Below are 25,773 nucleotides of genomic sequence, written 5' to 3' on the forward strand. Positions count from 1 at the left end.
TAAACGCTGGATGTTTCAATTTGAACCTGAAACATTTATGTGACCAAGACTTGTGCCAACGCGGCACTATTATCGATTTAATATCTGGCAATCATGGGCCGGATTACTTTGGAGTAGCAAAGACCGTGTTGAGCAGATTGCGCCTGAAACACCTTGTTGTGCTGTCCCTGTTGCCGATCCTGTCCGCCTGCGCCACGCAGCCCCCGGAACAGGCCGCCCGGGGTGAGGTGTTCGACCCTTACGAAAAGACCAACCGGGGCATCCACAAGTTCAATCTGGGTGTTGACCGGTTCCTGTTCCGCCCGGCCTCAAAAGGCTATGTCAAAATCGTGCCCGATCCGATGGTGACCAGCTTCAGCACCTTTGCTGAAAACATCTCGCTTCCTGGTCAGGCCGTAGACTATCTGCTGCAAGGCAATCCAAAACAGATGGGCAATGCCCTGTTGCGCTTTGTTGTGAACATGACAGTGGGCGGGTTTGGCCTGTCCGCACCCGCAGATGAGCTGAACCTACCGCCTGTGGATACGGACTTCGGCGAAACGCTGCATGTCTGGGGATTTGGTGAGGGCGCCTATGTCGAGCTGCCGTTCTACGGCCCCTCAACAACCCGCGATGCGGTGGGCGTTGTGGTCAATCTATTTTCGAACCCGATTAACTTTACCCCCACGCGCCCCGTCGACAACCTTGGCGTTTATGCCGAGATCGTGCGCCGCATGGGCGACCGGGGCCGGTTCTCGGATACGGTTGACTCGATCCTGTACGAAAGCGCCGACAGCTATGCACAGGCCCGCCTGATCTATTTGCAAAATCGCCGCTTTGAACTGGCGCGCGATGATGAGGATGCCTATCTGGATCTGTACTCCGATCCCTATGCTGAAATCGGAACCGACCCTGTCAGGGACCCCTATCTAGACCCTTACGAGGACCCCTATGCCGAGTAAATCTTTGAACCGACGTCATTTTGTTTTCACCGGCCTGACCGGATTGGCGCTGACTGCGCTACCTGCATCCGCCTCTGCCCAGACCGAAGCAAGCGCCAAAGCGCTGGTGAACAGTGTTGTGGCCGAGATCAACCGCGTGATCGCGTCAGGCAAATCTGAAAACGCCATGCTGCGCGATTTCGAGAAAATTTTCGCGCAATATGCCGATGTTCCGATCATGGCACGCTATGCCCTTGGGGCCGATGCACGCACGGCCAGCCCAGCACAGCTGAAACAGTTCACCAACGCCTTTCAAGGCTATATCTCGCGCAAATACGGGCGTCGGTTCCGAGAGTTCATCGGCGGCCAAGTCGATGTGCGAAACGCCCGCAAAATCCGCGCCGGTTACGAGGTCAGAACACGGGTAAAACTGCAGGGCTCCTCCCCTTTCGAGGTTACCTTTCTGGTGTCGAACAAATCCGGGCGCGACAAGTTCTACAACATGTTCATCGAAGGCGTGAACCTGTTGTTGACCGAACGGACCGAGATCGGGGCTATGCTGGACGCGCGTGGCGGTAATCTCAACCAACTGATCAAAGATCTGAACCGGACCGCGTAAGTTTCAGTTTCGTATGCAAGGGGCCGGATTGCCACGGGCAGCACGGCCCTTTTGCTTTGGTTGATGTCTGGCCCTTCATTTTTCAAGCCCCGCCTAGGGCATGTAGCTGCGCACAAGCGCACTGGCGATCAGGGCCCAACCATCGGCAATTACAAAGAACGCCAGTTTGAAAGGCAAGGACACGATGGCCGGGGGCACCATCATCATACCCATCGACATCAGTACCGCCGCAACTACCAGATCAATGATCAGAAACGGCAGGAAAATCAGAAAGCCGATCTGAAACGCCCGCGCAATTTCGGACAGCATGAAAGACGGCATCAGGACAGACAGCGGAGCCTCGGGCGATAACTCCATCGCTTCACCCCCTGGTCTCAGCGCCGCCATGGCTTGAAATGTATCTACATCCAGACGCGCAGCCATGAAGGCCCGAAACGGTTGCAAGGCGCGTTCCAGGGCCGGTTCCACTTCCATCGTTTCGTCGATCATGGGGCGTATTCCGGCGCTCCAGGCTTCGGTAAAGACCGGGTCCATGATGAAGTAGGTGAGAAACAGGGCCAGGCTGACAATCAGCATATTCGGTGGTGATTGCTGCAATCCGATCCCTTGGCGCAGGATCGATAACACCGTGATCAAGAAGGGAAAACAGGTGATCATGATCGCCAGCCCCGGTGCAAGGCTGAGGACTGTGATCAAAAGGATCAATTGGATGGTTCGCGCCGAGATTGATTCTCCCTCGCCCAGCGACAGGCTCAGGTCCTGCGCGACGGCCAGCGACGGCGTCAGCACCGCTGCAGCAAGCGCCAGTCCAATCAAAAGGCGCATCAGCCGATCCCGTTCTGCAAATCTGCGATTTCGGTCAGGCGCACGGCCAGTTGTCCGGCCTGATCACCTTCCATCTCTTCCAGCAGGCCGCGCGCAACCAGTTGATCGCCAACATACAAATCCACCGGGTCCTCGATCCGTTTGTCCAAGGTCAAAACAGCGTTTTCGCCCATGTTCAGCAAATCACGGATTAACGGACGGGCACGACCCACTGAGACCGTGACCTCAATCGGGACCGCGTCGAACGGGCTGGCTTTTTCGGGTTTCTGAATCTGGGGATCACTCATTTTCCAATGCCTCTCTGGCTTCAAATAGATATGCGTCAAAGGCTCGCGCGACCGAGGCCAGAACGGCGCCGCAATCCACCTCACTACGCGAGATACCCACCTGCAGGCGGGCCTGTCCCGGCTCTAACGCGGGATCTTCGATGACTTTTGGGGGCGAGCTAATAGCTGCGGGCAACATCGCTTCGACCTCGGCTGCGCGGCCCTCGGGAACCATGATGTGCATGGGCTGACCAACCTGCGCGCGGGCCATTTCGGTCAACTGCTCGACAACTTGCGCAGCAAGTCCACGATCGATCATCTCGGGCAAAACCAGCCGGGTCAGGCTGTCGAACATCGGTTCCAGAGACAAGGACATTCTAGTGACCGCTTCGGTGTAAGTGAACGACATGTCTTCAAGTGATTTCCCCAATCCAGACGAAATCTGCCCACGGCTTTGTTCCTGCGCCTGCGTCGCGTCCTCCCACCCCGCGCCGTAGCCTTGTTCAAAGGCCGCAAGGCGCTGTTCTTCCAAGGCGTCTTCGTCCAGCAAATGAACCTGACCGCCACCGGCAAGCGTGGTGAAATCCTCAAGAAGATGGGCGATCGACATCAGACACGCTCCTCACCTTCTTCCAGCCAACTGCGCAGTATCTCGACGGTTTCCTCCTGCTTGTCGCCGATCATCGCGCGCAGACGATCCACCGGATCCTGCGACTGATCTACGCCAATTGCAGGCACGTCGGTTTGTGCGGCCAAAGGCGCAAACTCTGACACACCATCAGGGGCAATCTCACCCGTCAGCACCTGAGCATTCTCGGCCTCAACGTCACCGCTCGCCGGCAGCAAGGCGGGCATGACCGCGGGTTTCATCAGGATCGGGCGAATGACAAACAAGGCCAAAACCAGTGAGACCGCCGCCAGAACCGCCATTTGAACCAGAGACATCGCGTCCAGATGAACGTTCTGCCACATCGACGCCGAGACCAGTGTGCCCTGCGGCTCAACCACCGGCAGATCCAGTGATTTCAGGGTGATCACATCCCCCCGCTCATCATCGAACCCAACAGCTGAGGCGACCAATTCTTGCAGCGCGTCCAACTCGGCCTGCGGCAAGGGTGCAAAGCTTTCAGTCCCCGCAGCATCGACCACCCGGGTACCATTGACCAGCACCGCGACCGTCAGGCGCTTAACCGCCCCGGGCGCGGTATGCACTTCAAGCTCGGTTTCTGAGACCTCGTAATTCACCCGCTCACGTGTCTGGGTTGCGTTCGAGTTCGATTCGTCCCCACCAGCGCCATCACCATCCGGCAAGTTCGAGGCCACCGTTACATCCGAAGATTGGTTGCGGGCGCTGTCCGAACGCTCCTCAACATCGGTGCTGATGGCAACGCGGCCTTTGGGATCAAAACGCCGTTCGCGGATCGATTCGGTTTTGGTCACCGTATCCACGCTGACCTCGACAACCGCGTTGCCCGCGCCGACGCGCGCCTCAACCAGGCGCAAAACACGCTCACGCAGCTGGCGCGATTTGTCATCGGCTGTTTCGCCAGCCACAGCAGTCTCCTGCCCTCCGATCACCGCGCCCTTCGAATCGATCACCGCCACGTTTTCCGGCGCGAGCCCGCTGACGGCCGAAGAAACAAGAAACCGGATGGCCTTGGCCTGATCACCAGTGATCTCAGCCCCGGTCGACACCAGATAGACTGATGCCGTTGGGGCCACGCTGCGTTGAAACGGGTTTGCCGACCCGTTCGCAATATGCACGCGCGCTTGGCTGACATGGGGGCTGCCGACAATCGTGCGCGCAAGCTCACCCTCTTTGGCGCGCCAATAGGCGGCATCAAACATCTGAGAGGTGGTGCCAAATCCGCTCAGCGAATCAAGCAATTCGTACCCGCGATTGCCATTTGCAGGCAGGCCTTCGCTGGCCAGGGTCATCCGCAGCTCATCCCGCTGCCCGCCCGGTACATAGATGGACCCGCCGCGAATCTCATACGGAACGCCACGCTGATCCAGCGAGCGGACGATATCACCCGCTGCCCCGCTTTCCAGCCCTGCATAAAGCAAGGTCATCGACGGCGCGGATGCCAGCCGCGACATGCCCAATATTCCCAGAAACACCAGCGCAACTGCACCGGCAACGATGATTTGCTTTCGCCTGTCCAAACTTGCCCAGACAGTTCCGATCTGCTGCACGCTCACCTCCGACTCGCCGACATTCTGCCCGGCGCGTTCCCTGTTTGGACCATTGCCCTTAACAATCGGTTAGTCCCTGGCGGGTTATGACGGATTCACAACGGATGGATGAGGACGTCATGACAGACGCAACGGCAGAAGAGGCAGAAGCGCCTGAGAAAAAGGGGAAAAAGGGTCTGATGATCGGGTTGATTCTAGCCGTCGCTGGCGCGGGGGGTGGATATTTCCTGACCACATCAGGCCTTTTACCTTTCGGTGTAAAATCCGAGGAGACATATGCCGAAGGTGACAAGGGCGACACCAAGGTCGAACCGCTTGCGGATGTCGGCTTCGTAAATCTTCCGCCCGTGGTCATCTCTTTGACCGAAAGTCAGGCGCGTCATTTGAAATTTCACGCACAGCTCGAAGTTAACGCTCCGTACATCGCTGATGTGGAAAAAATGCAGCCACGAATCATGGATGTGCTGAACGGCTATCTACGTGCAGTCGAAGTTTCCGATCTGGAGGATCCGATGGCTTTGACCCGGATCAGAGGGCATCTGCTGCGGCGCATCGAAATTGTCACCGGAGAAGGTCGGGTACGCGATGTTCTGGTCATGGAATTTGTACTGAATTAGGAGGCGAAATTGGAGCTTATTGCGGATATTTTGCTGGTCGCGGGTGCGCTGGGCGCAGGGCTTTATTGTTTTGTTCTGTCGCGCAGGCTCAGACGGTTTACCGATCTTGAAAAGGGCGTAGGTGGCGCTGTTGCGGTGCTGTCCTCGCAGGCAGATGAGTTGAAGAGATCCCTCGATAATGCCCGCGCAGCTTCGGATCAGTCAGGCGAGTCGCTGAAGGGGTTGACCGTGCGTGCCGAAAGCGTGGCGCAACGTCTAGAGCTGATGATGGCATCAATGCACGATGTGATTCCTGCGGAGGATACCAAGCCCGAGGCCGACATTGCGGAACCGCCGGTTGGGTCCGAGCAGCAGTCTGAAGCGGAGGACGATACCGCTGAAGCCGTCGCAGAACCGTCTGACGAGCAGCCCGAAGACAAACCGGACGAGGCCCCAGCCAAGGCGCCCGAGGGGCTAATGTTTTTCCGACATGGCCGAAATATGAATGAGGCCACCTGATGCGCGCCAACAATGCGGATAAAGGGCAAAATCGCCCGCGCGCGGGGGTGTTGACGGTCATCTCGCTGTTGATGATCGGATCAGCGATTATTCGTGTCGGGTTGGAAGCCGGGCCAGCGCTGGCAAAGTCCACCAACGCCGAACAGGCCGGAAAGAAATCCGAAACGACTGAGACGCGTGATATTGAAATTCTTCTGGCCGAACTACTGCGCCGTGAAGAACGCGTAAAACGGCGCGAAGACAAGATTATGGAGCAGAAAAAGGCGCTGGAAATTGCCAATGAGGCTATCGACACGCGCCTCGCCACTTTGCAAGAGGCCGAAGAGTCACTGCGTGCGACACTGGCTGTGGCAGACAAAGCCGCCGAAACGGACCTTACCCAGCTGACAGATGTTTATCAGAACATGAAACCGAAAGACGCAGCCGCGTTGTTTGAGACGATGGACCCAACCTTTGCGTCCGGCTTTCTGTCGCGCATGCCGCCAGAGGCTGCGGCTAGCATACTGGCCGGTCTCAGCCCGGAAGCAGCCTATACCATCAGCGTCGTGATGGCGGGTCGCAATGCGACCGCACCGCAGGAATAGACCCCATGGACAGCACCTCTGCCTTGAACATGTCTGGAGATCGCAAATGATTGGAATTGTTGGAATTGTCGTCATTTTCGTGATGGTGTTCGGCGGCTATCTTGCAGCAGGGGGCAAGATGACGATCATCCTGAAATCGCTGCCCTACGAAATGATGATGATCGGCGGTGCCGCCGTCGGGGCCTTTCTGATCAGCAACGATGCCGGTGGTATCAAACACACGATCAAAGACATGGGCAAAGTCTTTAAAGGGCCGAAATGGAAGCCCGAGGATTACCGCGATCTGCTTTGCCTTTTGTTCTCGCTCATCCGTATCGCGCGTGCCAACCCGGTTGAGGTGGAACAGCACATCGAAGACCCCGAAAGCTCGAGCCTGTTTTCTACATACCCCAAGATTCAAGCCGACAAGGAGGCGGTGGACCTGATCTGCGACACAATGCGCTCTGCCGCCATGAACTATGACGACCCGCATCAGGTGGAAGAGGTGCTGGAAAAACGGATGGAGGCGAATTTTCATCACGCCATGCATTCGAGCCACGCGTTGCAAACCGTGGCAGATGGCCTTCCGGCCTTGGGCATCGTTGCTGCTGTTTTGGGGGTTATCAAGACCATGGGCTCGATTGATCAACCTCCCGAAGTGCTGGGTAAGCTGATCGGCGGCGCGCTGGTTGGGACATTTCTGGGCGTCTTCCTAGCTTATGGTCTGGTGGGGCCGTTTGCAGGCAAGTTGAAAAACGTGGTCGAAGAGGACAACCATTTCTACCAACTGATAAAAGAGGTGCTTGTCGCCAATCTTCACAACCACAACGCAGCCATGTGTATCGAGGTAGGGCGGCAGAACACGCCGACACATAATCGCCCCGATTTCACCGAGTTGGAAGATGCTTTGAAAGAGCTCAAGCAGGCGGCTGCATGACCCGGCTCGCCGCCTCGATATTTGCGCTGATTGCTTTGGCGACCCTTGCGTCATCGCAAGAGGTGCCGATCCGTTCGGGCGAGCATGACGGATACACGCGCCTCGTGTTCACTGTTCCGCCAAACACGGATTGGGTTGTGAAACACCGCAAAGGTGGCGCGCGGTTGATGGTCGATTTGGACAATGTGACCTATAAGACCGGAGGTGTGTTCAGTCGGCTGACAACAAACCGTCTCGCCTCTTTGTCGCAGAAACAGCCGGGCGATGGTCTGGAACTGGATTTTGGCTGCGACTGCGTTGCTTCTGCATTCCTCTATCGCGACTCGATGATCGTTCTGGATATTGCGCCCGGCGCGATACTGCCGCCTCTGCTGGCCAATATCCCACCACCCCGATCGGTGCCGGAGCCGGACCCTTCGTCCCACCCTAACTCGCCAGAAGCCATAGAGTTGCCTTCGCTGCCTCTTGGCGGGCAGAGTTTCAAAGACCAGCTATCGACGCGTCTGTTGCAAGGGACGGATCGGGATGTACTGGATCTGAATCTTGCTACCATCGGAGCAAGGCGACGGCCCGAGCTGCAGGCACTGCCTTTGACGGGAGGTTTGAACTCGAATGTAGAGCTTTCGACCGCATTGGATGAACTCAACGCCCTGCTGGGTTCCGAATTCCCGCAGATCGAGGCCAAACCGGCCTGTTACACAAGCGTTGAGCTTGGATTTGAAACCTGGGCAGATGATCGGCCTTTCCAGGATCAGGTCGCACAGCTGCGCGTAGGGCTGTTTCAGGAGTTCGACAGGCTGGACGCAGATCGCGCTTTGGCTTTGTCCAAGCTTTATGCCTATTACGGTTTTGGCGCGGAATCCCTTCAAATACTCGACCTTTCAGGCTTGCAAAGTGATGAGGCTCAACGGGTTGCTGCAATTGCAAACATCGTTGACGATCAACTGTTTCCCCAGCGCAGCCCATTTCACGGCCTGCAGCGATGCGACAGCGATGCCGCGCTTTGGGCTACGCTTGCCGAACGGGAACTGACAACCGATGCGCGCGTTGAGGCAATCGAGCAAAGCTTTGTCCGCTTGCCCGGCCATCTGCGCCGCAGCCTGGGGCCCCGGCTATCCTCTATTCTGGTTGAAGCAGAACAGCTTGAAGCCGCGCGGCGGGTTTTGCGGTCGGTAGAGCGTGTTGAACCGGAGACAACTCCTTCACTCTCCAACGCCAAGGCCGAGGTGGCTTATGCCGAAGGGGATGGCCCATCAGAAGAAAGCCACTTGTCCGAAGTGATCAAGGCACCCGAAGCCTCGACCGAGGCGCCGCTGGCCTTGGCGCGGTTGGTTGAAAAACGATGGAACGATCGAGGGGCTGTTTCTCTACAGGAACTGGATCTCGCCGCCGCCTATGCGATCGAATATCGCCAAACCGAAATGGCGCCAATGATGGCCCGAACACATGTGGTTGCACTAGGTCTTATGCAGGAATTCGAACAGGCCTTTGAGCTGATCGAAACATTGCCGGATAGCGCAGAGGAACCCGCCGTGCTGGACCGACATCTGCAATTGCTTGCAGAACGCGCCGATGACTTAACATTTTTGCGGCAGAGCCTGACTCTGTCACAGCCACAGAAGGATGCGGTGTCGACCGACACAGCCATCGCCCTGTCCACGCGATTGACAAAGCTGGGGTTCGGCACTCAGGCGGCGGCACTGGCCAACCGCGGCCAAGATCGCGCGAGGCGCGCGCAACGGGCGCTGCTACGGGCGCAGGCAGCGTTGCAGGTTGGTCGCCCCTATCAGGCGGTGCTGGAGTTGGCCGATGATCCATCAGATGCCGCCAATGCTCTGCGGATCAAAGCGATGATCGCGAGCCGCGATTTTGCCAACGCCGCAGCTTTGTTGCAGGAGGCCGGAGATGTGCAGGCCGCAAACAGATACTACTGGTTGGCAAATTTGTCGGACCGGGCCGATGTGGATTCGAACGGAAAGTTCGCTGAGTTAAATGCGACGACCCAGGCATTGGCGGACCCACCTGACCGCATCGAGGACAAACCCTTGGCAGATGCTGTGAACCTGCTGGATGAAAGTGCTCAGGCACGCGCAAGAATCGCTGCTTTGCTTGAGATCGTTGAAACGGAATAGACCAACCCAGCGACGTCATTTGCGGTCTTAATTCTATGAGCTTTGGAAATAGACTATGGCGCCGGTGGTTTATACAGAAGCGCAGCCAAATCCAAATAGCGCGAATGCGGATCGGTCCAGCCCAATATCGCGTTGCGGATGGCCTCGGCGCGATCCGCGCCTACCACAGGCTTAGCGAATTCCATGTATTTCGCAATTACGTCTGATCGCGAAAACGGCGCTTCGGGGCCGCCTCGGGCATGGATATCACCCGAATGAAGAAGGCGCCCATCCATCGTGGCAATCTCAACATCGGCCCAACGCCCCTTAGGGAAACGCGCGGTGTGCCGCTCAACTTCTGCAACCTGAATACGGGACATGAACGCTGCTACCTCTGGATCACAAAGGCCGGGCCCCGAGATATGCTCAACCCCGATCCGACCATGAAGTGCATAAACGGCCACCGCAAAGGGCAAAGAATACTGCGCTTGAGATGTCGTCTGAGGGATACCCGAATACAGACAGGCCGCCTGATGAAAGCTGTTCACCTTTAGGGTCGCAATTTGGTTGGCGCCCAAATCGTGTTCGATCATCACCGCCCGCGTTGCATCGATGGCCGCATGGGCCCATCGGCAGATGGGATAGGGTTTCACATATTGATGCTCGACCTGCCAGAAGGTCCCCAGATCCGACCAATGTGATGCTGCTTCGTCGGATTCAATCGTGATGGCCGGGGCTCCGGTAAACCCACGCTCGGCCAGCACGGCGGCGGACAGACCAACCAATGCCCCCCAGCCTGACCCGTCATGCAGCATGGTTGGGTTTGCGATCTCGCGCATCATCTGACTGCGGGGCCCGTGGTATTCGGCGATGCCCATGGCCTGCCGCAGTTGTTCGGCACTTTGCCCCCGCAGGCGCGCAGCCATGGCCGCAACGCCCAATGCATTCCACGCGCCCGACGTGTGATAGTCCGTGACGCTGTCATGCAGCGATATCCCGGCCCGACCGGCAATTTCATAGCCGGTGATCACCGCTGCCAAAGCCTCGGGCCCTGACAGATCGGGTCGATGTTCGGCCAAAGCCGCCAGTGTGGGCAAAACGACCACGCCAATATGGCCCTTGGTCGGGTTATAGCCGTCATGGCCGTCCAGATTATCGGTCTGCGTCGCGGCCGCATAAGCCGCACCTGCCAGACTGACCGCGCGGCCATCAAACATCATGCGGGCGCTGAACGCTGGATCAGAGCTGGCATACAGCAGTGCTGCAGTGTCGCGCGCGATCACGCCCGCCTCCATCGGTCCCGCCGCGATCAGAATGCCCATCGTGTCCAGCATCATCAGCGCCGCAGCCTCCTGCGCGCTGGTCGGCATGTCTGCAGCCGCCCGGGTCAGCGCAAAATCGGCAACAAAGGCGAAGCTATTGGTCACGCCGCGCCCTCCATCACCGGTTGTACATCGCGCAGTCGGTGGCCTGCCGGGTCAAACGGGGGCTCTGATAGGATCTTCGCTTTGTGCGGTTTGCCGAGGATGAAAACCTCAACCGTATCGCCGGGCTTGGCCACTTTCGGGTCCGCATAGCCGATGGCCAACGATTTCCCGACCGAATAACCATACGCGCCCGAGGTCACACGGCCCACCGGCGTACCATCCGGGGCAAAGATCGGCTCACCCCCGCTGGCATCGGCATCTGCAGCGTCAACCTCGAAGATCGACAGAACCTCGCGCGCGGCATTGTCCTTGATGGACAGATAGGCGTCTTTGTGCAGGAAGTCTTTGTCCAGCTTGATCAGACCCGCAAGACCAACCTCTTGCGGCCAGTATTCCTGAGAATACTCGCGCCCCCAGGAACCATAACCCTTTTCGATCCGCAGCGACCCCAGCGCGCGTCCGCCGACCGGACCACCGCCATGGTCCTTGGCGGCCTCTAAAAGCGCTGTATAGAGCCTGATCTGGTCAGATTCGGCGCAATGCAGCTCCCAACCCAGATCGCCGGTAAAGCTGACGCGAATGGCCAAACAGGTAACGCCTGCAACTTCGATGGTCTGCGAGCGCATGAAGCGGAACGCCTCGTTCGACAGGTCCGCGTTGGTCAGGCGTTGCAGGACATCGCGAGATTTCGGACCAGCCACGTTGAATCCGGCGATCCGGTCGGTCGCGACTTCCAGCTTGGTCCCTTCGGGCAGATCGACCATGTTGAAGAAACGCTGGTGATAGCGCTCGGCCATGCCCGAGCCGATCATCATGTATTCGTCGTCGGCAACCTTGGTGATCGTGAAATCCCCAGCCACGCCGCCGCGGACCGAGATCAGAGGCGTCAAGCAAGATCGCCCAATCTCGGTCGGGATGCGGTTTGCGACCAGCCGATCAAGCCAGTCATAGGCACCGGGGCCCTTGACCACGTAGTTGGCGAAGTTCGAGATATCGATCACGCCGACCGCGTCCCGCAGCATCTGTACCTCGCGCCCGACCGGTTCCCACCAGTTCTGGCGGGAAAATCCGTTGGTTTCAACCGTTCCAGGCTGATCGGCAAACCAAAGCGGGTGTTCCCAGCCGCAGTTCAGGCCAAAAACACACCCCATCGCCTTTTGCATCTCATAAGCCGGGCGCACGCGGACGGGACGGCCAGCGCTGCGTTCCTCGTTTGGGAAGTGTATGGCGAAACGGTGTGAATACTGATCCTCGACCCGCGACTTGGTGAATTTCTTGTCGGCCCAATCGCCAAAGCGGGCCAGATCCCAGGCGAACATGTCGTATTGCGGCTCGCCCTCGATCATCCACTGCGCCGCCAACAGGCCCAGCCCACCGGACTGCGAGAAACCGGGGATGATGCCTGTGCAGCAGAAGTAGTTCTGTAGCTCGGGGACCGGCCCCCAGATCGCGTTGGAATCCGGCGACCAGATCATTGGGCCGTTGATGACACGTTTGACGCCCGCGGTGGCGGCGACCGGCACGCGTTCGGTGGCGCGGATCACGTTCTCCATGATCCGGTCCAGATCGTCGGGGAACAGATCATGGGCGAAATCCAACGGCGTGCCGTTTTCGGCCCAGAACCGCATGTCTTTTTCATAGGCACCGATCAGCAGGCCATTGCCCTCCTGACGGAAGTAGTATTCCCCATCCCGGTCGGCGATTGAGGGCAGACGGCGGCCCATATTGGCCACTTCGTCGATGGCCTCGGTCACGAAATACTGATGCTCGGTCGGTTGCAGCGGCAATTCGATCCCGGCCAGCGCCGCAACCTCACGCCCCCAGAGACCCCCGGCATTGACCACCCATTGCGCGTGGATGTCACCCTTTCCGGTCCGCACGATCCAGGAACCATCTGGCTGCTGTTCCGTCCCTATTACAGGGCAAAACCGCTCAATCGTGGCTCCCATGGCACGCGCCCCAGCGGCATAAGCCATGGTCACACCGGACGGATCGACGTTGCCGCCATCGGGTTCGTACATGATGCAGCGGATATCATCGAACTGCGCCAACGGATGCAGTTCTTTCGCCTGTTCCCTGCTGATCTCGTAGAAGTTCAGACCGTAGAACCGCGCCTTAGCCTCTTGCAAGCGCAACTGATGTTCCCGGTCTTCGGTTTGAGCCAGGTACAGCGAACCGGGTTGAAATACGCCGCAACCCTGGCCGGTTTCCTTCTCCAGCTCTTTATACAGGTTCATCGTATAATGCTGGATGCGCGTGACGTTGTTATTGTCATGCAGCCCGTGGATATTGGCCGCCGCATGCCAGGTCGAGCCGGATGTCAGCTCATCCCGCTCCAGCAGAACAACATCTGTCCAGCCAAGCTTGGCCAGGTGATAAAGGATTGAACAACCGACTAGGCCACCTCCGATAACGACGGCCTGTGCGTGGGTTTTCATGAGATCTCTCCTAAAAAATCGGGCGCTGCCTGCACGGCAGGTTTCAACAAGAGTCAGCCATAGGTTGGAATAGGCATATGTTCTGTTCCCGACGCGAAATGTCGGGAACAGGGCTTTCTTAACATGAGTTTAACTCAACCCAATTGAATCCTTTATGATATTTTCAAAGCTTCAAGATTAAGTGGAGTAACCCTGTGAGCCACTAGGATGCGGGCCTGTCATACAGGGTTGAGTTGGAGGAAAAGCGCCGAACAACACACCAAACCCCACAGAATACTTGAAATATTTGGTTAATGTTCTATTTATGTTCTACATAGTCAGAGGACAAACCGATGGCCCAGCACATCCGAAATTCGGCTCTGGGTGAGCCAAGCAACGATTATCACCTACTTCCGGTGACAGACCGTCAGATGCGGTATGCCCGTGCGATTGCAGAACAATCTGCGCTGGAAATCCCCGTGGATGTGCAGCGAGACCGCAAGATGCTGTCGGATTGGATTTCAGCGCACAAGCCCCGCGTGACCTCGCAATTCGACAATTACCCAACTGGCAAGCAGGTCGCCTTTGCCGAGCGTATCTCGCGCAGCAAACGCCGTCCGATCCCATCCGAGTGTTTCCGTGACAAACGGATGATGTCGCGCTGGATCGATCAGAACAAGTAGGCTCTAATCTTGGCTATTTGGGCTATGATTGCGCGCATAGATCGCAACCGCAGCCGCCACAAACATGCTCAGCAGGATGTAGCCCGTGACCGCCTCGGCCGCAGCAAGTGCGCGGCACAGTCCGACTGGGGACATATCGCCATAACCGACAGTGGTGAAGGTGACATACGAGAAATACAGGATGTCCGCAGGCCCCTGCGCGCCGATCACGCAGTTGTCGTTGTAGCCAAAGGCACCATAGACGGCGGCAAACAGGAACGGCACGACCTGAATGAAGGACACGCCCATAAGCAGCAACAGCCGACGGGGGGATTTCACTTGGGTCACATAGTACCACGATTGCGAGGCGATCCAGATCAACAGACCCACTGAGGCGAAAGAGCCGATTGTATCGCCAGCCGTCGCATCACTCAGACGCGACAGGCCATACCACGCCAAAAAACTGGCAATCACCAAACCCAATGCGGCCAACAGGGTCGATTTCCACTCTTCCAGAGTTTTGGGTTCACGATGCATTAGGGCTCCGTCCCGCTGGTGTGCCCCAGATCATCTGTCGTAAGGGGCGGACCCGCAAGCTGAATTTAGTTCGAACCCAGGTGCTCGAACCCGCGTTTGCGCGCCAGCAGGATTTGCTTTTGCCTCTCACGAAAACGGGCCTTGTCCGCCTCGGAGGTCTCACCGACACAGCGGTGACAGGCCACGCCATGCTCGTATTCTGGGCGTTTCATATCTTCGGGCAGAATCGGGCGGCGGCAGGCATGGCACAGACGGTGCGGCCCCTCGACCAGCCCGTGACCGACAGAAACACGGTTGTCGAACACAAAGCACTCGCCCTGCCAGGTGCTGTCCTCGGCAGGCATCTCTTCGAGATAGCGCAAGATGCCACCTTTCAGATGATAGACATCTTCAACCCCCTGCCCCAGCAGATAGTTAGTGGATTTCTCGCAGCGAATGCCGCCGGTGCAAAACATGGCCACGCGCTTGTTGTGGAAGCGGTCCTTGTTTTCCTCCCACCAGGCCGGGAAATCGCGGAAACTGGCGGTTTCAGGGTCTATTGCGCCCTCAAACGTACCGATCGCCACCTCATAGTCGTTGCGCGTGTCGATCACCACCACATCGTCCGAGCGGATGAGATCGTTCCATTCCTCCGGCTCAACATAGTTGCCGACCCGGGCGCGAGGGTCCACATCCGGCTGGCCCATGGTAACAATCTCTTTCTTCAGCCGCACCTTCATCTTGCCGAATGGTGGATGGTCTGCGGTTGCCTCTTTCCACTCAAGATCAGCACATCCGGGCAGCGACTTGATATGCGCCAGCACCGCATCAATCCCAGCACGAGGACCCGCGATAGTGCCGTTGATCCCTTCCTGCGCCAGCAGCAGTGTGCCCTTGACCGATTGGGCGCGGCACAGGTCCAGCAACGGATCCCGCAGGGCGGCGTGATCCAGAAAGCGGGTGAAGTGATAGAGAGCAGCGATCGTATACATGCGCGCGGTCTAAACCCGCAGGCGCGGAGTCGCAAGAGACCGCATTGACGGCCAGCCCCCGCCCGCCTACCGATAACGCATCAAAGGAGCCCCCAGATGACCCATGCCCTGATCGTAATCGACGTCCAGAATGATTTCTGCCCCGGGGGTGCGCTGGCCGTTGCGGGCGGGCACGAGGTCGTGGCCCCGATCAATGCCATGATGGATGATTTCGACGCGGTGATCCTGACGCAAGATTGGCATCCTGCAGGTCATTCCAGCTTTGCCAGCTCGCACCCGGGAAAAGCCCCGTTTGAGATGATCGATATGCCCTATGGCCCGCAGGTCCTGTGGCCTGATCACTGCGTTCAGGGCACGGAGGGCGCCGCGTTTCACCCCGGTTTGCGCACCGATGCCGATCTGATCATCCGCAAAGGATTTCGCAGCGCAATCGACAGCTATTCTGCCTTTTTCGAAAACGACCGTGAGACGCCAACCGGGCTGAAAGGCTATCTTGACACACGTGGATTGTCGAAGGTCACCCTCGTCGGATTGGCTACGGATTTCTGCGTTCATTACTCTGCCGTAGATGCCGCGCAGCTGGGCCTGGATGTGATCGTTCGGCTGGATGCCTGTCGCGGGATCGATATGGACGGGTCGATGGCAGCGGCTGAGCAGGCGATGCGGACCGCAGGCGTGGTTTTGGCCTAAGGCGTTGCTGCCCCGGTCGCCTCGAGGAACTTGAACAACACGAACAGAATGACGGCCAGCCCCAGGGCAAAGCCGATACGGCCCGGCAACGCTCGCCGTTTGGTTCGGCCTACCGGCATCGGCTCGGGCATGGGGGCAGTTAGGATAGGTTGAACGATGCCCTGTACCGGCCGTGCGCGTTTCACATGTGCCATGAACGCCAAAAGGTCAAATTCGCCGCTGTATTCACCCTGAACGCCCTGGCTTTTGATATTGGCAAACAACACTTGCAATATCTGGTCACGGTCGACCTGATCTGCAGGAGGATAAACATCGGGCGCAATACCGCTGTCATGCGCGGCCAACTCAAAGCCCGCATCCTGAAATATCTTGCGAATCTTGGGCGACGCCCCGCGCAAGGCATCCGACGTTTTGACATCCCGAAACAGCGCCACCGTTCGGACCACATGCTTGGCCTCGCCCGGTGTTTCGAGTGTTTGATCGTCTGTTGCTTCTCTCAAAATATCAAAATCGTATCGAAGACTCATACACCTTAAACAGCCTTAGCGTTCCATCCCGCACCCTCACTAATCGGTGATCAGATCACACAATAAGCCCGCTTTGTGGCGTCAAGCGGGCATTGTCACCAAATCAGCGACTCTTGCCATTCGCCGTGCCGATTGATCTAACAACGGAAATCGCAGGAGTTCCCCATGGTCGATATTGCGACCCGTGTTTACAATCACAAATGGAAGATCGATCCGATTGTGCGGTCTTTGATCGACACGGATTTCTACAAACTGCTGATGTGCCAGTCAGTGTTTCGAAACAAGCCTCAAACCACTGTCGAGTTTTCGCTGATAAACCGCTCGAATCACGTGCCATTGGCGCGCCTGATCGACGAAGGCGAGCTGCGCGAACAGCTGGATCACATCCGCTCGCTCAGCCTCAGCCGGGGCGAAAGCACCTGGCTGCGGGGCAACATGTTCTACGGCAAACGGCAGATGTTCCGTTCGGACTTCATGGAGTGGTTCGAGAATATGCGCCTGCCGCCCTACCATCTGGAGCGCAAAGGCGATCAGTACGAGCTGACTTTTGAGGGTAAATGGCATGAGGTCATGTTGTGGGAAATCCCCGCGCTGGCCGTGTTGATGGAACTGCGATCCCGCGCCGTCCTGAACCACATGCGACGGTTCGAATTGCAGGTTCTTTATGCCCGCGCCATGACCCGGGTGTGGGAGAAGATTGAACAGCTCAGCGCCATTCAAGGCCTTGGAATCGCGGATTTCGGAACCCGTCGGCGGCACTCGTTCCTCTGGCAAGACTGGTGTGTTCAGGCGATGATCGAAGGGTTGGGCCCGGCTTTTACCGGCACCTCGAACTGCCTGATCGCCATGCGGCGCGAGGTTGAGGCCATCGGCACCAACGCCCACGAACTGCCCATGGTCTATTCCGCTCTGGCCGATACGGATGAGGCGCTGGCTCAGGCCCCCTACGATGTTCTCAGCGACTGGCATGAAGAACATGACGGCAATCTGCGCATCATTCTGCCCGACACCTATGGCACCAAGGGCTTTCTGGACCGCGCGCCCGATTGGCTGGCAGGCTGGACTGGGATTCGTATCGACAGTGGCGACCCTGCTGAAGGGGCCGAAGTGGCCATTGAGTGGTGGAAATCCCGTGGAGAAGACCCGACGCAGAAACGGATCATCTTTTCCGACGGGCTGGACGTCGACAGAATCAAGGAACTGCACGCGCAGTTTGTCGGGCGCACCAACATCTCATTTGGGTGGGGCACCTTGTTGACCAATGATTTCCGCGGGCTCGTGCCGGACGAGGCGCTGGCGCCGTTCTCGCTGGTCTGCAAGGCGGTGTCGGCCAATGGGCGGCCAACAGTCAAACTGTCGGACAACCCGGAGAAGGCGATGGGTCCCGACGATCAGATCGACCGATACAAACGGGTATTCGGCGTCGGTGCCCAGAAGGCCATCGAAGTGATCGTCTAGCCGTGAAACGCCGCCACCGTCTTGAGTTGTGAAAAGCCGTACAGCGCTTCGAACCCTTTTTCGCGGCCGTGTCCGGATTTTCCAACCCCTCCAAACGGAAGCTCCACGCCGCCGCCCGCACCGTAGTTGTTGATGAACACCTGGCCCGAGCGCAGGCGTTTCGCCAACCGCATCTGCCGCCCGCCATCGCGGGTCCAGATGCTGGCGACAAGGCCATAATCGGTACTATTTGCTATAGTTAGAGCCTGTTCTTCGGTCTCAAACGGGATCAAAACCTGAACCGGGCCGAAAATCTCATCCTGCGCCAGAACGTGATCAGCGGGCACGTCAGCGAATAGAGTCGGTTGGACATAGGCTCCGGTCTCAGGTGCATCGGGAGTGATCTGCCCCCGCGCGGCCATCGTCAGATCCTCTCCCTTCGCTAGAAATCCCGAGACGATGGATTTCTGCCGATCCGAGATCAACGGACCCACCCGCAGGTCGTCCATTGCTGGCCCAACAGTCAACTGGCCATAAGCCTCAGCCATCCGCGCCTTGACCTGATCATAAACCCCGCGCTGCACCAGAATGCGGGATGAGGCCGAGCAGGTTTGCCCGGCATTCTGAATGCCCGCATTTATCAGAAACGGCAGAGCCGCATCCAAATCAGCGTCATCAAACACCAATTGCGGTGATTTTCCGCCCAGTTCCAACGTCACAGGTACTACATTGCGCCCCGCTGCTTGCTGCACCAAAGCCCCAGTCGCGACGGACCCGGTGAACGAGATGTGATCGACCTCCGGATGCCCGGATAGCGCGGCCCCGGCCTCGGCACCCAAACCGGGCACAACATTCAAGGCGCCAGCCGGTAACCCGGCCTCGGTCGCCAGATGGGCAAAGGCCAGCGCGGTCAGGCACGCCTCTTCCGCCGGTTTCAGCACGCAGGCATTGCCCATGGCCAGCGCTGCACCGACTGAGCGGCCAATGATCTGCATCGGGTAGTTCCACGGCACGATATGGCCCGTCACGCCATGTGGCTCGCGCAATGTATAGACAGTGTAGCCGTCGAGATACGGGATCGTCTCACCCATCACCTTGTCCGCCGCGCCACCGTAGAACTCACAATACCGCGCCAGGGCCACGGCATCCGCCCGCGCCTGCGTCAACGGTTTGCCAACGTCCTTCGCCTCCAAAACGGCCAGATCCTCGACACGGTCCAGAACCAACCGACCTAAACGGCTTAGAATGCGCCCACGCTCGAATGCAGGCATTCGGCCCCATTCGCCATCTAGTGCAACGCGGGCTGCCGTGACAGCAGCGTCGATATCCGATGCTTCACCGCGCGCGATCTGGCAGATTTCCGATCCATCGGACGGGTTGACCAAGGGCAACAATTGACCGGTGACCGGCGATTGCCACGCCCCCCCGATCAAACAGAGGCTGGGATCAAACCATATCGCATTGGTCATATGTAACTCCTATTTCGGCTCTAACACAGGGAAAATCACGCAGCACCCACCCCGATCTCCGGCAACTGCGGCGCAGCTGAAATCAGCTTTTGCGTGTATGGGTGGCGCGGATTTGTGAAGACCTGCTCGGTCTCGCCCTGTTCAACGATCTTCCCGGCCTGCATGACCATCACCTTGTCTGTGATCGTGCGCACGACGCTCAGATCGTGGCTGATGAACAGATAAGTCAGATCATAGGCGTCACATAGTTCAGCCAGCAGATCCAGAATCTGCGCCCGGACCGAGACGTCGAGGGCCGAGACCGCCTCGTCAAACAGGATCAGTTCCGGGCGGTTGATCAGCGCTCGGGCAATTGCAATGCGCTGCCTTTGACCGCCCGAGAATTCATGGATGTACTTGTCCGCATCCTCTGGGCGCAGCCCCACGGCGATCAACATTTCAGCAATGCGGTCCTGCCGCTCACCTCCAGTCGGAGGTGTTTCGAGTAAATGAAATGGTTCGGTAATCAGGCGCGCAACCCGGTGACGCGGATTGAAACTGCCATAGGGATCCTGAAACACCACCTGCATCTTGCGCCGCACGGCGGGGTTGGGTTTATGGCCCGAGAACACCGGCTGACCTTCCAACCGGATGTCACCGGATTGAACCTCTTCCAACCCCAAAATAGCCCGTGTTAGGGTCGATTTTCCGCATCCTGACTCCCCGACCAGACCCAGACGCTCCCCCCGGTTGAGGGTGAAGCTGACGTCATCCACAGCGCGGGTATGGCCCGGCGCGTCGAACAGGCCTTTGCGGGGCAGGCGATAGTCGCGGATCACCTGCGCGACCTCCAGCAACGGGTCCGGCTGCGGGGCGTCGGGCAGTGTCACCTGATGGTTCGATGCCTCGAACAGCATCCGCGTATAGGGGTGCTGCATGTTGCGTAGCAGGTGGTCTGTCGCGCCACTTTCGACGACTTCGCCATGGCGCATCACGACGATCTGATCCGCCATATCGGCGACAACAGCCAGATCATGAGTAATCATCAAAAGGCCCATGCCATATTCGGTCACCAACCCTTTGAGAAGGTCCAGAATCTGCGCCTGTGTGGTCACATCCAGCGCCGTTGTCGGCTCATCCGCGATCAGCAGTTTAGGGCGCAAGGCAATCGCCATTGCAATGACCACACGCTGGCGCTGACCACCGGACAACTCATGCGGATAGCGGGACAGAGGGAAGCGATCCGATGGCAGCCCAACTCGGGCCAATACCTCTTCCGCCCGCTCCCGCGCCTGCCCAGGAGGCATCGCCTTGTGGATCAAGATGGTCTCCATCACCTGATCGCCGATGGTTTTGACCGGGTTAAGCGCCGTCATCGGCTCTTGAAACACCATCCCGATCGAAGCACCGCGCAATGTGCACATCTCTGCCTCGGGCCGGTTCAGAATCTCTTGCCCGTCCAGCAGGATCGAGCCATCACTTTCCGCCCCATTTGGCAACAACTGCATCACGGCCAGCGCAGTCATCGATTTGCCCGAGCCGCTTTCCCCGGTCACAGAAACGATCTGCCCCGGTGCAATCGACAAACTGACCTGTTTCAGAATCTCGACCCCGTGAATACCAAGCGATAGGTTTTCGATCCGCAACAAACTCATGCCCGCGCCACCCTGATACGCGGGTCCAGCCAGTCGCGCAGGCCATCGCCCAGCAGGTTCAACCCCAATACCGTCACGATGATCGCCAGCCCTGGAATCAGAGCCAAATGCGGGGCGAAACTGACCATTGTCTGCGCGTCGGCCAGCATCCGACCCCAACTGGGCGTGGGCGGTTGAGCCCCCAGACCCACATAGGACAGCCCAGCCTCGGCCAGAATGCCCAGGCTGAACTGAATGGTGCCCTGCACGATCAGCAGGTTGGCGACATTGGGCAGGATATGTTCAGCTGAGATCCGCGCAGCTCCCTTGCCCGACACGCGGGCGGCTAGGATGAACTCTCGCTCCCACAGGGACAGGGCCGCGCCGCGGGTGATGCGGGCGAAGACGGGAATGTTGAAGATACCGATGGCGATGATCGCGTTGATCGCGCCGGCACCGAACACGGCTGTGATCAGGATGGCGATGACCAGAGAGGGGAAGGCAAAGACCAGGTCATTGCCGCGCATGATGACTTCGTCCAGCCACGATCCCTTGCGTGCGGCCGCTGTCAGACCCAGCGGCACGCCCAGCGCCATGCCAATCCCCACGGCGACCAGCGCCACGGCAATGGATGTCCGCGCACCGACCATGATCATCGAAAACATGTCGCGCCCGAAGTGGTCGGTACCGAACCAATGCTGAGCGCTGGGCGATTGTAGTTTTTCAGGGATGTTGAGCGCCGCAAAATCATACGGCGTCCAGACAAAAGATACCAACGCCGCCAGCAGAACCAGAGACGACAGAACCGCGCCTAGGATCAGGTTGCGGCTCATGTCCGGCTCCTTAACCTTGGATCAACGGCGGCATAAGCCAGATCGACCAGAAAATTCACGGTGATGACGGCGAAGACCAGCAGCATGACCACCGATTCCACCACGATCAGATCGCGGGCCGAGATCGCCTGAAATACCAGCCGCCCGAGGCCGGGCAGGTAGAACACCTGCTCGATAATGATTGATCCGGCCAAAAGGAACGAAAACTGCAGCCCGATGATCGTCAGCACCGGGATCAGCGCGTTTCGCACCCCGTGTCGCCACAGCGCCTGACGACGGGACAGCCCTTTGGCACGGGCGGTGCGCATGAAATCTTCGCCCAGTATGTCCAAAAGCGAGGATCGCATCACCCGCGCCAGAATGGCCGCTTGTGGCAAGGCCAGGGCAATCGCGGGCAGGGTCAGGGAATGCAGCCCGGTCCAGAATCCGTTGTCCCAGCCAGCAAACCCTCCGGCATTGAACCAGCGCAGGTCAATGGCAAAGATCAGGACCAGCATCATAGCAAACCAGAAATTCGGCACCGCGATGCCTAGCTGTGTTGCTCCCATCACCGTCAGATCACCCGGTTTACCACGGCGCGCAGCGGCATAGATGCCTGCGGGAAAGGCGATCAGGGTCGACAAGGTCAGTGCATAAAGCGCCAGTGGCAAAGACACCCACAGCCGATCCGCGATCATCTGCGAAACAGGTGTGCGATACGTGTACGAGGTTCCGAAATCCCCCACCAACATCCCGCCAACCCAGTTGAAATACCGCTGGGTCTTGGACACGTCCAAGCCCAACTCGGCCCGCAATGCGGCCAATGTGTCGGGCTGCGCGTTGACCCCCAACATGAACGAGGCCGGATCACCCGGCGCGACCTCGATCACCGCAAAGATGACGACCGAGGCAATGGCGACGCTGATCACAAGTGAGAGCAATCGTTTGAGCGCATAACGTAGCATTGGGGGCAGGTTAAGTGCGCGCCCTGCCCGGGTCCAGCGGCTAGTTATACTTACGCTGCTCTTGCCGAACCAGATCGACGGCGCAGGCCGAAAGCTCTTGCGCAGGGGCCGATTCGGCCAGCGTTTCCAGATTGGTTTCGGTACGTGCCAAAGCCGCCCGACGTAACACCATCAACCGGGCGCGCGGGCTGTCCAGAAACTGCAATTGTGAGATCACCGTCTCAAGGGGGCTGTCCATGCGGATCACCTCGAAGTACCCACCCAGCAGCGTAAGGAAGGCAAAGGAACAAGCCGCAGCCTCTGCCGAACAATGCGTGTTGCACAGTTGCGCGATGGGTCGCGTCGCCTCGGCTGTCATCAGCCAGTTTTCCACGGCGGGCCGCCACGGGTTGCCCGGTGACAGATCGCCATAACCCAGTCCCAAAGCCAAAACACCAGCCATACCAAGCGCCTGTTCCGAGTTTGCCGAAACCGGGTCGGGCTGAATATGACGCAGCGCAGCCAAGCCGTCCCCGCGCGGCTCGGGACTGTCCGAAAGATAGGCCAGATAGGGCTGCAGATCGTCCATGGTCCCGTCATAGGCGCGCAACTCATCCCGCATCGCCTGACTGCCATACAAGGCAACGATCCGCGTTGGGTAATCTGTGGCTTGATGTTCACCAAGATCGTTGAGGCGCTTCACCTGATCGGGATCAGGCTGAGGCTGCCTGGATCGCAGCAAGGCCTGCGCCAGTGCATTCCCCTCGGCGGCCTCGATGATCAGCCAAGATGTGCCGAAATTGCTATTGTCGTTGCGCCGGAACAGGGCGCGAGATTGGGCGGGCTCAAGGCTTTGTCGAAACGGGGATGGCCCAAGATCCGTGGTTTCGATCCGGCCCAGCAACAAACGCGCATCCGAATTGCCAGACGCCGCCAGCGCCGCCAGCATCGGCAACGCCTTGGCGTCATCACCGCCCAGCCACAAGGCTATTGCCGCATCCAAAGAAGTCTCTGCAGATGCGGATGGCGCAACACAAAGCTGCGCCAGGACCATCAAGGCGAGGAAAGAGCGTTTGATCATAGGCCTTCCCTTAGGCTGAACGCTACTCCGCCCAGCTGATCGCTGTCAGATCAATGGCCGCCGTCGGCGCGTTTTGCCACAGCCCTTGTACGCCTGCCTTGGCCACACCCAGTTTAGCCAACTGGAACAGGTACCCGTTGACGTAGTCGTTGGAAATCAGGCGCTGCGCTTCGCCCATCAACCGTGCCCGTTCCTCGGGGTCAGTGGTGGTGTTCAGCAACTCCATCAGGGCCTGAAAATCCGTGCTTTCATATTGGAAGTAATAGTCGGGCCGCGCATAGATACCGATATCCATCGGCTCAGTATGGCTGACGATGGTCAGGCCGAAATCCTTGCCCTTGAAAACCGATTCCAGCCATTGCGCCCATTCTACATTAATGATCTCGGCGGTGATCCCAACCTCGGCCAATTGAGCTGCGATGATCTCTCCACCCCGGCGCGCATAGGAGGGCGGCGGCAGGTGCAGCGTAGTCTCAAAGCCTTCGGCAAACCCGGCCTCAGCCAGCATAGCCTTGGCCTTTTCCGGATCATAGGCAGACTGCCCGGTCAAATCGACATAGGCCGGGTTATGCGGTGCGAAATGGGTGCCGATGGGCGTGCCATAGCCAAACATCGCCCCGTCGATGATCGCCTGACGGTCAATTGCATGAGCCAGAGCCTGCCGGACGCGAATATCATCAAACGGCGCTTGCTTGTTGTTGGTCGACAGGATCGTTTCACCCTCGGTCGAGCCAACAAGAACCTGGAACCGTGGGTCAGCCTCGAACTGAGGCAGGTTCTCGGGCGCGGGGAAATTGTCGAAAACATCCACATCTTCGGCCATCATGGCGGCAAAAGCAGCGGTCGGGTCCGAGATGAATTTGAACGTCGCACTCTCTAGTGCAGGCTGATCACCCCAATAGTCAGGATTGCGGTTCAATGTGATGGCGTCGCCCTGCACCCATTCGCCAAAGGCAAAGGCTCCGGTCCCTACTGGGTTTGTCTTGATATCATCGATGCTCTCAGAGGCCACGATCACCGCGTCACCCCAGGCCATGTTGAACAGGAAATTGCCGTTAGGCTCGGACAGGGTCACCTTGACGGTCAGCGGATCCACCGCCTCGACGCTTTGAATCCCGGCAAACAGAGCCTTCTGCGCGTTGGCGCTGTCTTCTGCCATTGCGCGATCAAGGCTGAATTTGACATCCTCAGCATCCATCGCACTGCCGTCGTGAAAACTCACACCCTCGCGCAGCTTAAAGGTATAGACGGTGCCGTCATCCGAGATTTCCCAGCTTTCCGCCAGCCCCGGCACGACCGAACCATCGCCCATGAACCGGGTCAGACCTTCGAAGATATTGGTGTAGACCACCGAATCGATGGCCTGAGCAGCCGCGCTGGTCGGGTCCAGATGAGGCGGCTCCAGCTGCATGGCGATTGTAATGTCCGATTGGGCCATCGCTTGTGTTGCCAGCAATCCGGCGCTTAACGCCAGCACCGAGCCAAAGGTTCGAAACACCTGCTTAGTCATGGAAACTCTCCCCGTTGAAGTCAACGCAGCCGCGTGTTTGCGGGCTTTTCTGGACCCAGTGTTCCTTTAAACCTAAGGTCATTCAAGGAAATGTTCGCGCAACCGGGGTTTCGTGGGCCCTGTT

At 58.4% G+C, this 25,773-nt stretch carries 25 protein-coding genes; 10 read left to right on the forward strand and 15 right to left on the reverse strand.

Features of this window, described 5'->3' with window-relative positions:
* The first annotated feature begins 125 nt into the window (after positions 1 to 125).
* Both ACR0EL_RS12620 and ACR0EL_RS12625 read left to right on the forward strand, forming a co-directional pair.
* Positions 126 to 941 carry an MlaA family lipoprotein gene (locus tag ACR0EL_RS12620; RefSeq protein ID WP_480500240.1) on the forward strand — a complete coding sequence of 272 codons (816 nt, stop codon included), beginning with the start codon at positions 126 to 128 and terminating at the stop codon, positions 939 to 941.
* Complete coding sequence (locus ACR0EL_RS12625) at positions 931 to 1,539, forward strand: MlaC/ttg2D family ABC transporter substrate-binding protein (RefSeq protein ID WP_480500241.1); 609 nt, start codon at positions 931 to 933, stop codon at positions 1,537 to 1,539. Before ACR0EL_RS12620 ends, ACR0EL_RS12625 begins: the two co-directional genes overlap by 11 nt.
* Before the next feature lie 93 nt (positions 1,540 to 1,632).
* Here ACR0EL_RS12625 and fliP read toward each other — a convergent pair whose 3' ends face one another.
* The 4 genes from fliP to fliF are packed head-to-tail and all read right to left on the reverse strand — an operon-like array spanning position 1,633 to position 4,826.
* Positions 1,633 to 2,364, reverse strand: a complete 732-nt coding sequence (fliP, locus tag ACR0EL_RS12630) for a flagellar type III secretion system pore protein FliP (RefSeq protein WP_480500242.1) — start codon at positions 2,362 to 2,364, stop codon at positions 1,633 to 1,635.
* Positions 2,364 to 2,651 carry a FliM/FliN family flagellar motor C-terminal domain-containing protein gene (locus ACR0EL_RS12635; protein WP_353008733.1) on the reverse strand — a complete coding sequence of 96 codons (288 nt, stop codon included), beginning with the start codon at positions 2,649 to 2,651 and terminating at the stop codon, positions 2,364 to 2,366. The genes fliP and ACR0EL_RS12635 overlap by 1 nt, the downstream gene beginning before the upstream one ends.
* Positions 2,644 to 3,240: a FliH/SctL family protein gene (locus ACR0EL_RS12640; RefSeq protein ID WP_480500243.1), complete on the reverse strand. Its 597-nt coding sequence runs from the start codon at positions 3,238 to 3,240 to the stop codon at positions 2,644 to 2,646. The genes ACR0EL_RS12635 and ACR0EL_RS12640 overlap by 8 nt, the downstream gene beginning before the upstream one ends.
* Complete coding sequence (fliF, locus tag ACR0EL_RS12645) at positions 3,240 to 4,826, reverse strand: flagellar basal-body MS-ring/collar protein FliF (protein ID WP_480500244.1); 1,587 nt, start codon at positions 4,824 to 4,826, stop codon at positions 3,240 to 3,242. The genes ACR0EL_RS12640 and fliF overlap by 1 nt, the downstream gene beginning before the upstream one ends.
* A gap of 119 nt (positions 4,827 to 4,945) precedes the next feature.
* Between fliF and ACR0EL_RS12650 the strand changes: the two genes are divergently transcribed.
* From ACR0EL_RS12650 to ACR0EL_RS12670, 5 genes are read left to right on the forward strand one after another with little or no spacing between them, the layout of a single operon-like run.
* On the forward strand, positions 4,946 to 5,443 hold the full coding sequence (locus ACR0EL_RS12650) for a flagellar basal body-associated FliL family protein (RefSeq protein WP_480500245.1): 498 nt from the start codon (positions 4,946 to 4,948) through the stop codon (positions 5,441 to 5,443).
* A 9-nt stretch (positions 5,444 to 5,452) separates the two neighbouring features.
* Positions 5,453 to 5,941, forward strand: a complete 489-nt coding sequence (locus tag ACR0EL_RS12655; RefSeq protein ID WP_480500246.1) for a hypothetical protein — start codon at positions 5,453 to 5,455, stop codon at positions 5,939 to 5,941.
* On the forward strand, positions 5,941 to 6,525 hold the full coding sequence (locus ACR0EL_RS12660; protein WP_480500247.1) for a MotE family protein: 585 nt from the start codon (positions 5,941 to 5,943) through the stop codon (positions 6,523 to 6,525). The genes ACR0EL_RS12655 and ACR0EL_RS12660 overlap by 1 nt, the downstream gene beginning before the upstream one ends.
* Positions 6,526 to 6,571: 46 nt before the next feature.
* The gene (gene motA, locus ACR0EL_RS12665) at positions 6,572 to 7,441 is read left to right on the forward strand and encodes a flagellar motor stator protein MotA (RefSeq protein ID WP_480500248.1); all 870 of its coding nucleotides are present in this window, start codon (positions 6,572 to 6,574) and stop codon (positions 7,439 to 7,441) included.
* The gene (locus tag ACR0EL_RS12670) at positions 7,438 to 9,573 is read left to right on the forward strand and encodes a hypothetical protein (RefSeq protein ID WP_480500249.1); all 2,136 of its coding nucleotides are present in this window, start codon (positions 7,438 to 7,440) and stop codon (positions 9,571 to 9,573) included. Before motA ends, ACR0EL_RS12670 begins: the two co-directional genes overlap by 4 nt.
* Positions 9,574 to 9,626: 53 nt before the next feature.
* Here the strand turns inward: ACR0EL_RS12670 and ACR0EL_RS12675 are convergent, their stop codons facing one another.
* Both ACR0EL_RS12675 and ACR0EL_RS12680 read right to left on the reverse strand, forming a co-directional pair.
* Positions 9,627 to 10,979, reverse strand: coding sequence for an MmgE/PrpD family protein (locus ACR0EL_RS12675; RefSeq protein ID WP_480500250.1), 1,353 nt, complete (start codon positions 10,977 to 10,979; stop codon positions 9,627 to 9,629).
* A complete protein-coding gene (locus tag ACR0EL_RS12680; protein WP_480500251.1) occupies positions 10,976 to 13,417 on the reverse strand; it encodes a GcvT family protein in 2,442 nt (813 codons plus the stop codon). Before ACR0EL_RS12680 ends, ACR0EL_RS12675 begins: the two co-directional genes overlap by 4 nt.
* 332 nt (positions 13,418 to 13,749) lie before the next feature.
* Between ACR0EL_RS12680 and ACR0EL_RS12685 the strand changes: the two genes are divergently transcribed.
* Positions 13,750 to 14,079 (forward strand): hypothetical protein, encoded by a 330-nt coding sequence (locus ACR0EL_RS12685; RefSeq protein WP_480500252.1) that lies wholly within the window; start codon positions 13,750 to 13,752, stop codon positions 14,077 to 14,079.
* 3 nt (positions 14,080 to 14,082) lie between these two features.
* Here the strand turns inward: ACR0EL_RS12685 and ACR0EL_RS12690 are convergent, their stop codons facing one another.
* Together ACR0EL_RS12690 and trhO are read right to left on the reverse strand one after the other, a co-directional pair.
* On the reverse strand, positions 14,083 to 14,595 hold the full coding sequence (locus ACR0EL_RS12690; protein WP_480500253.1) for a potassium channel family protein: 513 nt from the start codon (positions 14,593 to 14,595) through the stop codon (positions 14,083 to 14,085).
* A 65-nt stretch (positions 14,596 to 14,660) separates the two neighbouring features.
* The gene (trhO, locus tag ACR0EL_RS12695) at positions 14,661 to 15,566 is read right to left on the reverse strand and encodes an oxygen-dependent tRNA uridine(34) hydroxylase TrhO (RefSeq protein WP_480500254.1); all 906 of its coding nucleotides are present in this window, start codon (positions 15,564 to 15,566) and stop codon (positions 14,661 to 14,663) included.
* A gap of 96 nt (positions 15,567 to 15,662) precedes the next feature.
* Here trhO and pncA point away from each other — a divergent pair, with 96 nt between their 5' ends.
* Entirely contained in the window at positions 15,663 to 16,256 is a 594-nt protein-coding gene (gene pncA / locus ACR0EL_RS12700; RefSeq protein ID WP_480500255.1) for a bifunctional nicotinamidase/pyrazinamidase, read from the forward strand.
* Here the strand turns inward: pncA and ACR0EL_RS12705 are convergent.
* Entirely contained in the window at positions 16,253 to 16,756 is a 504-nt protein-coding gene (locus tag ACR0EL_RS12705; RefSeq protein ID WP_480500256.1) for a hypothetical protein, read from the reverse strand. The genes pncA and ACR0EL_RS12705 overlap by 4 nt on opposite strands.
* A gap of 192 nt (positions 16,757 to 16,948) precedes the next feature.
* On the opposite strand from ACR0EL_RS12705, the gene pncB reads away from it, so the two are divergent.
* Positions 16,949 to 18,241, forward strand: coding sequence for a nicotinate phosphoribosyltransferase (gene pncB / locus ACR0EL_RS12710; RefSeq protein WP_480500257.1), 1,293 nt, complete (start codon positions 16,949 to 16,951; stop codon positions 18,239 to 18,241).
* On the opposite strand, the gene ACR0EL_RS12715 is transcribed toward pncB, so the two are convergent.
* From ACR0EL_RS12715 to ACR0EL_RS12740, 6 genes are read right to left on the reverse strand one after another with little or no spacing between them, the layout of a single operon-like run.
* Positions 18,238 to 19,689: an aldehyde dehydrogenase family protein gene (locus ACR0EL_RS12715; protein ID WP_480500258.1), complete on the reverse strand. Its 1,452-nt coding sequence runs from the start codon at positions 19,687 to 19,689 to the stop codon at positions 18,238 to 18,240. The genes pncB and ACR0EL_RS12715 overlap by 4 nt on opposite strands.
* A gap of 35 nt (positions 19,690 to 19,724) precedes the next feature.
* A complete protein-coding gene (locus tag ACR0EL_RS12720; protein ID WP_480500259.1) occupies positions 19,725 to 21,323 on the reverse strand; it encodes an ABC transporter ATP-binding protein in 1,599 nt (532 codons plus the stop codon).
* Positions 21,320 to 22,135, reverse strand: a complete 816-nt coding sequence (locus tag ACR0EL_RS12725) for an ABC transporter permease (RefSeq protein ID WP_480500260.1) — start codon at positions 22,133 to 22,135, stop codon at positions 21,320 to 21,322. Before ACR0EL_RS12725 ends, ACR0EL_RS12720 begins: the two co-directional genes overlap by 4 nt.
* A complete protein-coding gene (locus ACR0EL_RS12730) occupies positions 22,132 to 23,079 on the reverse strand; it encodes an ABC transporter permease (RefSeq protein ID WP_480500261.1) in 948 nt (315 codons plus the stop codon). Before ACR0EL_RS12730 ends, ACR0EL_RS12725 begins: the two co-directional genes overlap by 4 nt.
* A gap of 40 nt (positions 23,080 to 23,119) precedes the next feature.
* Entirely contained in the window at positions 23,120 to 24,139 is a 1,020-nt protein-coding gene (locus tag ACR0EL_RS12735) for a hypothetical protein (RefSeq protein ID WP_480500262.1), read from the reverse strand.
* A 22-nt stretch (positions 24,140 to 24,161) separates the two neighbouring features.
* The gene (locus ACR0EL_RS12740) at positions 24,162 to 25,649 is read right to left on the reverse strand and encodes an ABC transporter substrate-binding protein (protein ID WP_480500263.1); all 1,488 of its coding nucleotides are present in this window, start codon (positions 25,647 to 25,649) and stop codon (positions 24,162 to 24,164) included.
* Positions 25,650 to 25,773: the final 124 nt, after the last annotated feature.

The organism is Ruegeria sp. AH12 (assembly GCF_056541465.1).